Source organism: uncultured Clostridium sp., assembly GCF_900547735.1.
Classification (GTDB): Bacteria; Bacillota; Clostridia; order Lachnospirales; family Lachnospiraceae; genus Otoolea.
The window spans coordinates 23,642-36,380 of record NZ_URHZ01000021.1; the positions used below are offsets into that span (position 1 = coordinate 23,642).

The following is a 12,739-nucleotide window of genomic DNA, read 5'->3' on the forward strand; positions in this document are numbered from 1 at the left end:
TCCCATTTATATCCCTTCCCGCTCAAAGATCCCACGGAGCTCCAAGGCATCTTCAAAGGTACTCTTCCACCCATACTTTTTTAAATCCACTCTGTTCTCCGGCGACACCTCAACGCCCTCTCCCATCAGCAAAAGTCTTTGGGTTTCCGGATATTCAAAAGATGCTGCGCCGGACAGAAAACCGCCGCTGTTTACAATCCTCCAGGCCGGTATTTGGCCGTCCAGACTTTTGTGGCTCAATGCATATCCCACCTGCCTGGCATTGCGGGGCCTTCCACAGAGAAGGGCGATCTGGCCATAAGTTGCCGCCTTACCGTATGGAATCATATGGCAGACCTTTTCCATCCTTTTATAAAAATCCATGCTCCCCTCTCCTTTCCGCCCGCGGCTGAGTTCTTGTTCTGACTAAGACGCCTTTATCCTCCGGTAACGATAAATACTAATTTCTATCTCAATTTTCTTTTACTCATATATCCATATCCGGTTCTTTACTGTAGTTCTCCCCGATTAAAAGCGGCCTCCGCATCTTCGTATGCCTTCCTGGTTCTCTCATCAAAACATACCATCGTAACATCCAGATCCGGATACCGGTGGATCGTTCTGACTGCGATTTTTGCAGCCTCATCCACAGGGAAACGGTAAATCCCTGTGCTGATGGATGGAAAGGCAATGTCGTGAATGTCGTGTTTTACAGCAAGTTCAAGACAGTTTTTGTAACAGGATTCCAATGTTTCACGCTCACCATGTTCCCCGCCGTTCCATACCGGCCCCGGGGTGTGGATAATATATTTTGCCTTCAGGTTATATCCCTTCGTCATCTTGGCCTGTCCCGTCTTGCATCCGTGAAGCATTCTGCACTCTCCCAGGAGTTCCGGGCCTGCGGCGCGATGAATCGCACCGTCCACACCCCCGCCTCCGAGAAGCGAGGTGTTGGCGGCATTTACGATTGCCGTTGCCTCACATTTTGTTATATCGCCGGTCATTATTTTAAAAGACATTGCTTCGCTCCTTCCGCTTGTTTTCTATCTGCACATATACTCCATTTGTACATGTTTTCTGTTTGCTCATGTTTTCTGCTTGCACACGTTCTATGTTTACGAATTTAAAATCACTGTTTTTCTCCCTCATTCGCCTCCTCGACAATCAGCTCATCCACAGGAAGCTCCTCTGCAAAGGATACCTGCAGAACCGACTGGGGCCAGTTGAGCCCTGTTCTGGCATGTCTGCCCTTCACCCGGGCGGTCTGTTCCAGCAGTTTTAACAGTTCAGACAATACGTCCCGTGTCAAATATCCGCCGCGCCAGTGGAATATCAGTGGTTTTCCTTTCCGTATCGCCTGAATTGCCCGTTTTTCCACATCTTCAGTCTTCGTGAAAGAGAGTTTCTTCTCTTTGTAGTAGAATTTATCACCATCATTGCATTGCGGGATTGCGTAAATCACCGGTTCATGATCCCGGAAAATCTGTTTATCGTCCAGGTTAAAATAATCATACCGGATCACGTCACCTGACCCCAGGGTATTGTCAAACGTGGCATCCAAATGATAATACGTTCCGCCCATTTTAATGATATTCCATGCATGGCGGTACTTAATGTTTTTATCCGGATTGGAGTCCGAGATTGCAATAATGCACCATATGCCCAACGCATCACACAAAATTTTAACCGTCTTTGCAATTCCCTCACAGACCCCGACTCCCTGTCCAAGAGGGCCGATTATTTCATGGGAATATGGCTTCTTCAACTTATCATAATGGACATTGTTACAGATGAAATCATGAATGTACTGCTCTTTATCACGCTCTGCCAAAGACTGGGCCGGCCGGCTGAGTTTTTCCACCCTGGCCCTCATTGCTTTCTGGTGTTCTTTGATTTTTCCTTTATCAAATAAATATTCCGGAATCATCTCCACATTGCCGGAATCCGGAAAAAAACGGTAGTGAAAACCCACCGCATAAAAAATCTCCGGGCAGTCCAGACGCAGTTTGAAAAATATATCGCTCAACTCGTGATTTTCCAGACGCGGCACCGGAAAGGACGGCGCCAGGTCGATGAGTCCGGTCTTCATGGCGTGGTAGGCCATTCGCTGTGGTTTGTTCATTTGGTTGTAGTAGTATGGTTCCATAGGGTGTCTCCATGTTTGTATATTTTTTATCGTTTGCATGTTTCCGGGCTTCTTTATCATCACTATCTGTCTTTTGAGTGAGTAATTTTTCTGGTATACCGGCAGCCTGTTTTTCTATAGCCCGTGCAGCCATAGAAAGCTCCGAATTGCCCGTTGCGTAGTTTTAATGGTGCACCGCATAGAGGGCAAAGCAACGCCGCTTTCTGCAGTTCCGACTGATAAATACTTTTAAGTTCCTCCGCGAAAGGAGATATGTTGTTATCGGCTGTCACCAGATATACCTTTTTTCTGGCTCGGGTTATAGCCACATAAAACAGACGGCGCTCTTCTGCATCAGGGTACATATCCGCCTGTTCCAGCAGCATATCTACCAGCGGGGGATTTTCTATCTTACTTGGAAATCCCATATTCCTTGATTTGTTATTAATAATAAACACATAATCGGCTTGGAGACCCTTCGATTTATGGGCAGTATAAAATGTCATTTTTAAGTCGGGCCTTGAAAGAAGCATTATTTTCAATACTTTTTCTGTATTATCATAAGCGGTTCTAAGGCGCGGCTCATCCTTGAGATAAACCGAATCAAACTGATACCTGCCGATAAAATACACGCTGCTCCCCGCAGGAAGATTTTCAAGTTCATTCACCATAAATTGTATTGCCCATTTATCCGTAAAGCCTTGAATTATTTCCAGGACATACTGCTCCGCGTCCTCATGGGCATGGATCGTTTTTTTCATTTGATTAGGATTCTTCATGACAAACCGGCCGGATATATCGATAAGACGCTGGGAAAAACGATATGTTGTTTCGATCCTGCTGATTTCCGCATCACCCCAATACTTTGAAAAATCAAGGATATAGCCTATGTCACTGCCTGCAAACCGGTAAATACTCTGCCAGTCATCCCCCACGCAGAACAGTGAATAATAACGGTCCGTGCGCATAGCCTGCAATAAACGGTACTGCGCTCCGGAAATATCCTGATACTCGTCAATAATAACGTATTTATATGGATGGTGATATTCACCCGCTATAATATGATCAGCGGCGAGATTTATCATATCATTAAAATCGATGGCTCCTCTGTCGGACAGCATCTTCTCATAAGCTTCATAGATAGGATCAAAAAGCTTTACGATTACCTGTTGTCCTCTGTGAAATGGAGATGAGCAAAGTTCCATCAATGCCGGATATGACAGGCGGCGGTTTTTGGTTAGTACCAAAACGGTCTGAAGAAGCTCCGCAAGACCATCTAATCTATTTTTTCTTTCCGCCTTCATGTCGGCAAAAATCTGTTCCGCCGGGACCTCCTCCAGGACGACTCCATGTTTCTGCAAACTGATGTAAAGCCGGTCTAACATCACACCGTCAAATTTTTCATAGGCATAACATTCAATCAATACCGTATCATTTTCTTTGTGCAGCTTTTTTTTCCAGGCAATACTTTCCCTATATGTATCTGATGCGCTTTTTCCGTCGCGCCCTGAAAAGTAGGGTGGAACCTCCCCCTGTGCATTTATCCCATAATATTCAATGTAAATACCATAATCCGTCAGAAAAAAATCAGGATAATACTGGTCATATTGTTCAGTACGGGTATCTGTCGGATAGGGTTCCTCGTACTTATATTTAATACCATACTGAGTCAGGAAATTAGCAATCTCCATTTCACCATAGCTCTTAACCGTTTCACCTTTGATTGTGATTGGAGGATTCGTCTCCAGGTATTCCCTGTATGAACTTTCCGAGTCAAACTCAAACTCCGACTTCTGGTTAATACGGTGAAAAAGCAAGTAACTCGTAAACAATGCTGCATATCCCGGGTCTTTCAGGCATACCTCAATCCGGCCGCGTATGAATTTACAGGGATCGTCGTTATAGATAACGGGAGCTTTTCCTTCACTCTCCCGGATAATCTGTAACCCGAGTTTGTGAAATGTCCCTGCCTGTATAGTTTGTCCGGTTTCCTTCGTAAGCCTGTCTCTCATCTCGTTTGCAGATGCACTGGTAAAAGACAAAACAAGAATTTCATCAGGGCCGCATGCCTCAGTTGAAAGAAGATATTTTATTTTTCCTAAAATGGCAGTAGTTTTTCCGGTTCCTGCACCGGCGGCAACCAGGTGATTTGGAGCATCTTTTACAATACATTCCATTTGCTGACGATCCAGCGGACGGCCTTCAATACTCCCAATACGCTTAAATGCATCTGCTGTCTTCTCTTCCAGGTATTTCCGGTTATGCTGTTCAATATCCTGCGGCAAAGCAGACAAAACATGGTTTAATTCCTGAATGCCTCTTTGCAGTTCCTGACAGCAAGGCGATTTTTGCAGTCTTCGGCTAATCTTTCCATAACGGTTCTTAACTCTGAGCCATTCAACTTTTAGCCGGTTGTAGCTGTATTCATAAATATATTTATCCTGATTTGAGAGTAAATGATTTATGCCGCGGACGGCATCGGTTACTTCATTAACAGCAGAGCGGCATTCCGAATCGCGTTCTTCTCTTTTACGGTTTTGATATTCAAAAAACTTGTCGAACAGTCCCATAAAAAAATCCTTCAACCGGGCCATTATGAAATCTTCCGTTCTTCCTCTCTTAAACGTGCAGAGAAAAAACTCAGCCCTGTCCTTTCGTTTCTTTTATTTTACCTCTTTTTAACGGAGAGTACAATGAATGGAACTGATTTCTTAATCCCCGTCCGACTCTTATGCTGCTGTTTTCCCCATAGACAAAAAAACACGCCCCGAGTTCAGACAAAACTAAGCCGCCATAGAAAGTTAATATTTTCTATGGCGGCTGCAAAAATCCGTTTATTCAAACCACGTATGCCCATACCTCTCAAGCAGCTCCTCCGCCTCTTTCGGCCCGCTGCCGCCCTGTGCATATTCATACGTCGGCAGTCCCTTATTCCGGTACTGATCCCGCACCTCATCCACATACTTCCAACTTGTTTCAACCTGATCCCACTGAGAGAACCAGGAGCGTTCTCCCCGCATGCAGGCGCCGAGCAGACGCTCATAAGCTTCCGGTGTATTCATCCGGTTTACAAAAGAACAGCTCTGGCAGAAATCCATTTTTGCCTGGATCACTTCCTCGGTTTCTCCCGGTTTTTTAATATTAAACTGGAGATAGACACCCTCTGTCGGCTGGATTTTAATATTCAGGATATTGGACTCTACTCCTGCTACAGGACTTTTAAAGACGATAGCCACCTGCATTTCACGCTTTCCGAGTTTTTTCCCGGTACGCACATAAAACGGCATTCCTCTCCATCTGTCATTGTCCACCAGAAGCCGCAGGGCGGCATAAGTCTCTGTGGCCGATTCCTTATCTACGGACGGTTCCCCGCGGTATCCTTCGTATTGACCCAGTACCATACTTTCCGATATATCCCCGGGTATGCTAAGTGCCTTCAGCACCTTGATCTGCTCCTGGTGCATATCCTCCACAGCCAGGGTTCCCGGCTGTTCCATCGCGACAATGGAAAGAATCTGGAACAGGTGGTTCTGCACCATATCCTTAAGGGCGCCGCTGTGGTCATAATAACCGCCTCTCGTCTCCACGCCGACCTCTTCCATGGCGGAAATCTGAATGCACTCGATATGCTCCGCATCCCAGACGTTGCTGAAAATCGGGTTTGCAAAGCGGATAATCTGAATGTTGCGGACCATTTCCTTCCCGAGATAATGGTCAATCCGGTAAATATGATCCGGCCTGAAAAACGATTCCATTGCCTCATTGAGTTCGGCCGCCGCCGAAAGACTTTCACCAAACGGCTTTTCAAGCACCACTTTTCCGGCCTCGGCGCCTGCTACTCTTTTCAGTCCGTTTACAATTGTTCCAAAAAACCTGGGAGCAACGGCAAAATAGAATATATGGCTTCCGGCTCCCATTTCCCGGTAGAAATTGTCGAGTCCGTCATATGCATTTTCGTCCGTAAAATCCATCCGGTAATATATAATATTTTCCGCCAGTTTTTGATAGGTCTCTTCTTTAAAACGAAGTCTCGCGAACTTCTCCACCCACTCTTTCGCCATGTCACGGTATGTTTCACTGGTGTAGTCTCTTCTTCCGATTACCACCACCCGGGAACAAAGCTCCTTGTCTTCGGCCGCCTCTATATTATAAAGAGCCGGAAGGAGCTTTCTGAAGGTCAAGTCTCCGGTTCCTCCAAAGATTGTAAATACCTGCTCTTTATTCATGCTCGAACCTCCAATCGTGGTGGAAGATGCCTTCCCTGTCTGTTCTCTCATATGTGTGCGCGCCGAAGCAGTCCCTCTGGGCCTGAATCAGGTTTGCCCCCACCGGTGTTCCACGGAATGCGTCAATATAGGCAACCGCCTGGCTCATGGCCGGAACCGGAATTCCGTTCTGGATTCCAGGCCCCAGGATATCTCTCAGGCTTTCCTGGCCCATGTTGATTTTGTCTCTGAAGAAGGAATCCATCATCAGGTTTTTAAGATCCCTGTTTTTCTCAAATGCTCTTGTAATATCGTCCAGGAACTCAGCCTGTATGATACAGCCCGCCCTGAAAATGGATGCGATTTTACCGTAGTCCAAATTCCATCCGTACTCCGAGGATGCATGTGAAAGCAGGTCAAACCCCTGTGCATAGGCTGCGATTTTGGCCGTATAGAGACCTTTTCTCACCTTTTCCTGGAACTTCGCCTTATCGGGTACCAGCCTCTGCTTCGGACTTTCAATCAGTTCTTTTGCTTCTTTTCTTCCTGCTACCCGGTTCGACATAATTCTGGCATTGCAGGCAGCCGTGATCATGGACACATTCACTCCCTGTTTCAGGGATTCCAGACTGGTCCATCTTCCGGTTCCCTTCTGTCCCGCGCTGTCTAAAATGTAGTCAACCAGCTCTCCATCCTCAAAATCATCCTTCTCGCCGAAGATTCCTGCCGTAATGCCGATCAGATAGCTTTTCAGTTCTCCCTCGTTCCACTCGGTAAAGATATCCGCCAGTTCCTGATTGGTAAATCCGCCCGCATATTTGAGCAGCAGATATGCCTCCGCTATCAACTGCATATCGGCATACTCAATTCCGTTATGGACCATTTTCACATAATGACCGGCGCCATCCGGGCCCATATAGGCACAGCACGGCTCTCCCTGCGCCTTCGCGGAAATTGCCTCCAGGATTGGCGCAATATGAGCGTACGCCTCTTTCTCTCCGCCCGGCATGATGGATGGGCCGAAACGGGCTCCCATCTCTCCGCCCGAAACGCCCGTGCCGAAATAATAGATTCCCTTTTCTTTCAGGCTTTTTTCTCTTCTTCTCGTATCTTCAAAGAATGAATTGCCTCCGTCCAGGATCATGTCGCCCTCGTCAAGCAGAGGGATAAGCTGGTCTATCACCATATCCACCGGTTTCCCCGCTTTGACCATAATGAGAACTTTGCGCGGCCTTTCCTGGGACTCCACGAGCTCTTTCAAATCATAAAATGGGATGAAATTTTTGTGTGGATGTTCTTTTATCAGCGTTTCCGTCACTTCTCTGCTGCGGTTGTATCCGCCTACGATAAACCCGTGATCCGCCATATTGAGGGCAAGGCTCCTGCCCATAACTGCAAGCCCGATGATTCCTATCTGTGTTGTCTGCATAAAATACCTCCTGTTGATATTATCTATTCTGAATCTGTTAACTGGTTTTCTGTCCTTTATTGCCGCCAAGTGTCAGGGATACGCCCTCCGGCATTGAGACGGAATGCAGGGGGATTTTCAGCAATCCGCTCTCCGCATCTCTTTCCATACTCACGATTCCGCCCTCAAAACGGTTTGCCACTAACAAATATCTTTCATCTTCACTCAGGATAAAATCCCTGGGATGAACCCCGCCGCAGGAAATATGCTGAATGACGGCTGCCCCGTTTCCGCTTATATTGAAAACGGCCAGAGTGTCGATGCCCCTCACCGAAACATATAAAAAGCGTTCATCCTTTGTCATTCTGATTGCCGCTGCCGCCGCATTTCCGTTTTTCTCACGCTCCCGTTCCGGCAGGACTGAAACCGTCTGCATCAGGGTGAATTCGCTGCCATGAACGCGGAATACAAAAAGCTCGTTGCTCCACTCGCTTACCACATAGAACATGGTGTGCCGTCTGTTAAATATCCCATGTCTGGGTCCGCTGCCCGCCGGGAAAGTGATTTCTCCAGCCGGTGTGTAGTCATGTTCCGTATCAAACAGCCTAATCCTGTTTTGTTCCAGACAGGGAACACAAAGATATGATTCATGTAATAAAATCTGATGGCATCCCGCCTTCTCTCCGTTTTCTATCCGTTTTACCAGGGAAGGCACTCCTTTTTCCAGATGATATACCATTACGTTTCCTTCATGATAATTTGCCGTATAGACGTAATCGTCTTGCCAAAGGATATAGCACGGCGTCTGTGTTTCTTCCAGTATTTCCGCCGCATGGCTTACCTTTCCCTCCATCAGTTCCAGGAAACAGGTGCCTGCTTTCCCCTGCTTTTCGATAGGGAACGCCATGGAACGGCCATTTAAGCAAACCCATTTTGCATTGTGAGCCTCATAAAACAGCTCCGGCTCCGTGAGCGTGCCGTTTTCACTGTCAAACGTAAAATGATAAATTCCTTTGCTCTCTTCCGAATAATAAGTTCCAATATATCCATCCGTCAGCTTCTTATTTACCGATGTTATTGTTGACGTATTTATCTCTTTTTGTGCATCGTTTGCCATGTATTATACCTGCTTTCCTGTCATATCACACTTCGATTCGTCCCTTGGCTGCTTCCGGCTTTGCCGCTGGTTCACAATCTCTTTTGCGCCCGAATCGGTTCCTACTATGATCCGGCTGCAAACCGGATTAAAATATCCTGTTTCAAGGACTCCCGGTATCTGTCTTATTTTGTCGGCAGCCGTATGATATGTTATTCCCGGGGGAAATGTTACATCCAGTATATAATTGCCGTTATCTGTATCATATATTTTGCCGTTCCGTTCTCTCAGTCTGGCCTTGCCGCCTAATTCCTCTATTCTCTCCGCCGCCCATGTATGAGCAAATGGGAGTACCTCTGCGGGAAGAGGGAAACGGCCGAGACGTTCAACCAATTTGCTCTCATCCATTATCCATATTACATCATCCGCTTTATATGCAACGATTTTTTCTCTCAAAAGCGCTCCGCCTCCGCCTTTTACCGCATAAAAGCTGCCGTCGATTTCATCTACTCCATCAATCGCCAAATCGATATGATCCACTTCCTCCGGCAAACATACGGAGATACCGCAGGAAATAGCCAGTTCTCTGCTCGATTCGGATGTAACCACCGCGCGGACATTGATTCCTGTCGTTCTAAACGTTCCTATCTCCTTTATCAGATAATACACGGTAGAACCGGTTCCTATCCCGAGCGTCATCTTATCGCGGATAAAAGACGCCGCCGCTTTTGCCGCCGTTTGTTTCTGCTTTTCTCTCGCATCCGTACTCATATTGTCACCGCCTTAGATGGATTTGCTGCTCTTTCATATCTGTAATTATAATTGTTACAGTTCTAAAAGTCAACCGTTTCTTTAAAGAGATTTTGAAAGGGATTTTGTATGGAACAAAATATTAAAAGGCTGGGCAAAACAGATGTCTCTCACCGCTTTCTCCAGCCTCTTTTCGTTATTTAGTATGTATTATTTCTAAAACCTTGTTTTCTTATGCTTCTACTTTACATTGACCGAATCTGATATTGCCTCTGATTAACACTTAGTCACACTTCGTGGGAGATTTGTCTCCGATTGGAACCATCCATTCCGCGTTACTGTTTGCTCCGTGCCCGGTAACACGCTTCGTGGCGCACAGAAACAGCCTCTCTTTTCCCCGCCTGATAATGGCTTGTTCTTTTTTTACGGATCATTTATAATTAGCGTATTAAAAAGAAGTATTATTGCGCCCCCAGAAAGGACCGGATACCCATGATTCGTATTGCAATCGTCGAAGATGACAGACATGACGCAGAACTTTTACAGGACTATCTAAAACGCTACGAAAGGGAGAATTCCGTCCATTTTCAGATTACCGTATTCACGGACGGTTTAGACATCATCTCTGACTATCGGGCGGAGTATGACATCATTTTGCTGGACATTCAGATGAAGCATTTAGATGGCATGAGCACCGCCGAAAAAATCAGGAAGCTGGATGAGGACGTGATTTTCATTTTCATCACCTCCACGGTACAATTTGCCGTACAGGGCTACACGGTGGACGCCCTGGGTTACGTGCTCAAACCGGTGCCCTACCTTGCATTCTCGCAGATTCTGCACAAGGCGGCGAGACAGATTGAGAAAAAGCAAAACCGTTTTTACCTGACCCTGGAAACGGACGGCGGACAGCTCCGTCTGGATACGGCGCAGATATATTATATCGAAAGTCAGAAGCACGATATCCTCGTACAGTCGGAGAAAGGCGGTTTCCGGACCGCAGGGCCCTTAAAACGCATGGAGGAAATGCTGCTGCCCCTTGGTTTTGCCAAATGCCACAATGCATATCTGGTGAACCTTCTGCACGTCACCGCGCTCCTTCCTAATGTGGTCCGCCTGTCGAACGGGACGGAACTGCCGGTCAGCCGGGCGCGCAAGAAAATATTTCTGGATTCATTTACCGATTATGTGGGGGGAATACAGCGATGAATATTGCAAACCTGATGGACACGCCCAGAATATGCACGGCCATTGCCGAGTGGGCGGCGTGCGTCTCCTATATTATGATGCTGAGGAGAAAAATTTCCGGAATAAAGCTTTACGGCGCGTTTTCCGGAATGCTTTTATGGTTTCTGCTCTATCAGCACCTGGCCGGAATTGCCCCGCTGTTTCTATGGATACCCGGTATGCTGGGCGCTGCTTTCTGCATGTACCTGTTTATCTTCCGGATATGCGATGTGACGCCCCAGGATGCAGGATTTTGCTGTATCCGCGCGTTTGTGCTGGCGGAATTTGCCGCCTCCCTGCAGTGGCAGCTTAATGTCTGGCTGGTGGTTCATTTCCAACTGTACAATTTCTTTATAACCGCGGCTATTATGACTGCGGTGTATCTGGTGGTCTATCTCGTATACTGGTTTCTGGAACGTGAGCACATTCCGCAGGATGAGAATATGAATGTGGGAAATAAAGAGCTGGTGGGCGCCACCACGATTGTACTGGCGGCATTTACTATCAGCAATCTGAGCTTTATCATGCCGGACACTCCGTTTTCCAGCGCCACCAGTTCGATCCTGTATGTCCGCACCCTCGTGGATTTTGGAGGCCTCGTCATGCTGGCCGCCCAGATGGAAAAACGGGAGGAACTGCGGATGCGCGGCGAAAACCAGATCATGAACGTGATGCTCCAGAGGCAGTATGACCAGTACCGCATGTCCATTGACAACGTGGAGCTGCTGCGCCGGGAATTTCATGACTTGAAACACTATATGATTGCCATCCGGGCGGAGGAAGATCCGGAAAAACGCGATCAATATCTGGAGGAAATGGAACAGGCTATTCTCACGCAGGAAGCCCTGACCAATACCGGAAACCGGGTGCTGGACGTCGTGCTTACCACGAAAAGCACTTATTGCTCCCAGAAAGAGATTACCTTCACCTGTATGGCGGACGGAAGTCTCATTTCCTTTATGCATGTAAAGGATATCTGCTCCATTTTCGGCAATGCCCTGGACAATGCCATCGAATGCGTTTCCCAGTTTGAAGATCCGGAAAAACGTCTGGTCACCCTGTCCATGTTCAGGAAAAACCAGTTTTTAATGATCCAGTTTGAAAATTATACGGAAACTCCATTGGAGTTCAATTCGGGCCGGCTTCCCCGCACAACGAAGGGCAACACCCAGTACCACGGCTACGGCCTTAAAAGCATTCAAGCCGCCGCACAAAAGTACGGCGGCTCTATGACCCTCCAGTCTAAGGACAACTGGTTTACTCTGTCGGTTTTGATTCCTGTGGAGTGCCTTCCGGAAAAATAATCTTGAATACAAAGAAGAATATCACCATGGAAACTCCGCCCGTGATAAATGTCACAAGCAGATTATAAACTGCAGGCGGCATGTAACTGTAGGCAATCGGCATCCAGAGATTGTTAAATCCGTTGCAGATCAGGGAAATCACAACCCACGCGATAAAATACCACATCGCCTGATACGCGGGATTTCCATGGCTCTTGAAGGTAATATTTCTCTGCAGAGGAAAGTTGATACACTGGGCGAGGAATGAGCCTACCTCATAGCTGATAAAATATCCCAGCCCTCCGCCGATGACCACTGCTCCGGCAGAATCCCGCAGTACGTTATATCCCAGCAGGCTCCAGGTAAAATCCACGCCCAGGATACTGAGTTCCTTCTTCGGCCACATAAATTCCGTTCCCGCCAGGCCGATTCCCAGCATTCCCGGCATGAATGTGAACACCAGATACTGAAAGATCGTAACTCCCATGCTGAAAACAAAAAAGTAAAAAATCTGATAAACCCATTTCGACAGTTTGGGATGCTGTTCTTCAAATTGCTTATAACGCCTTGACCAACTGTCATATATCTTTTTCAACTGTCTTGCGCCTCCTTATTATCCCGCCGATTCCACTATTGAACTCTCCGTGAGAAGCAGCCGCACAACTC

The 12,739-nt window shown here is 47.0% G+C and carries 11 protein-coding genes; 2 read left to right on the forward strand and 9 right to left on the reverse strand.

Going from position 1 to position 12,739, the window contains the following annotated elements; genetic code table 11:
* Positions 1 to 6: 6 nt before the first annotated feature.
* The 8 genes from QZT18_RS08870 to rpiA all read right to left on the reverse strand — a co-directional run bounded on the left by QZT18_RS08870 (position 7) and on the right by rpiA (position 9,584).
* Positions 7 to 363, reverse strand: a complete 357-nt coding sequence (locus QZT18_RS08870; RefSeq protein WP_294146807.1) for an MGMT family protein — start codon at positions 361 to 363, stop codon at positions 7 to 9.
* Between the two features lie 125 nt (positions 364 to 488).
* On the reverse strand, positions 489 to 998 hold the full coding sequence (locus QZT18_RS08875) for an O-acetyl-ADP-ribose deacetylase (RefSeq protein ID WP_294146810.1): 510 nt from the start codon (positions 996 to 998) through the stop codon (positions 489 to 491).
* A gap of 110 nt (positions 999 to 1,108) precedes the next feature.
* Positions 1,109 to 2,125, reverse strand: a complete 1,017-nt coding sequence (locus QZT18_RS08880) for a transglutaminase domain-containing protein (RefSeq protein WP_294146812.1) — start codon at positions 2,123 to 2,125, stop codon at positions 1,109 to 1,111.
* Positions 2,126 to 2,187: 62 nt separating this feature from the next.
* Entirely contained in the window at positions 2,188 to 4,698 is a 2,511-nt protein-coding gene (locus QZT18_RS08885; RefSeq protein ID WP_294146818.1) for a UvrD-helicase domain-containing protein, read from the reverse strand.
* Positions 4,699 to 4,938: 240 nt separating this feature from the next.
* Positions 4,939 to 6,330, reverse strand: coding sequence for a glucose-6-phosphate dehydrogenase (zwf, locus tag QZT18_RS08890; RefSeq protein ID WP_294146824.1), 1,392 nt, complete (start codon positions 6,328 to 6,330; stop codon positions 4,939 to 4,941).
* The gene (gene gndA, locus QZT18_RS08895; protein WP_294146827.1) at positions 6,323 to 7,738 is read right to left on the reverse strand and encodes an NADP-dependent phosphogluconate dehydrogenase; all 1,416 of its coding nucleotides are present in this window, start codon (positions 7,736 to 7,738) and stop codon (positions 6,323 to 6,325) included. The genes zwf and gndA overlap by 8 nt, the downstream gene beginning before the upstream one ends.
* A gap of 37 nt (positions 7,739 to 7,775) precedes the next feature.
* Positions 7,776 to 8,834, reverse strand: coding sequence for a beta-propeller fold lactonase family protein (locus QZT18_RS08900; RefSeq protein WP_294146829.1), 1,059 nt, complete (start codon positions 8,832 to 8,834; stop codon positions 7,776 to 7,778).
* 3 nt (positions 8,835 to 8,837) lie between these two features.
* Complete coding sequence (gene rpiA, locus QZT18_RS08905; RefSeq protein ID WP_294146831.1) at positions 8,838 to 9,584, reverse strand: ribose-5-phosphate isomerase RpiA; 747 nt, start codon at positions 9,582 to 9,584, stop codon at positions 8,838 to 8,840.
* 471 nt (positions 9,585 to 10,055) lie between these two features.
* On the opposite strand from rpiA, the gene QZT18_RS08910 reads away from it, so the two are divergent.
* Both QZT18_RS08910 and QZT18_RS08915 read left to right on the forward strand, forming a co-directional pair.
* Positions 10,056 to 10,772, forward strand: coding sequence for a LytTR family DNA-binding domain-containing protein (locus QZT18_RS08910; protein ID WP_294146833.1), 717 nt, complete (start codon positions 10,056 to 10,058; stop codon positions 10,770 to 10,772).
* Complete coding sequence (locus tag QZT18_RS08915) at positions 10,769 to 12,094, forward strand: ATP-binding protein (protein WP_294146835.1); 1,326 nt, start codon at positions 10,769 to 10,771, stop codon at positions 12,092 to 12,094. The genes QZT18_RS08910 and QZT18_RS08915 overlap by 4 nt, the downstream gene beginning before the upstream one ends.
* On the opposite strand, the gene QZT18_RS08920 is transcribed toward QZT18_RS08915, so the two are convergent.
* Entirely contained in the window at positions 12,048 to 12,668 is a 621-nt protein-coding gene (locus QZT18_RS08920) for a hypothetical protein (protein ID WP_294146837.1), read from the reverse strand. The genes QZT18_RS08915 and QZT18_RS08920 overlap by 47 nt on opposite strands.
* Between the last annotated feature and the right edge of the window lie 71 nt (positions 12,669 to 12,739).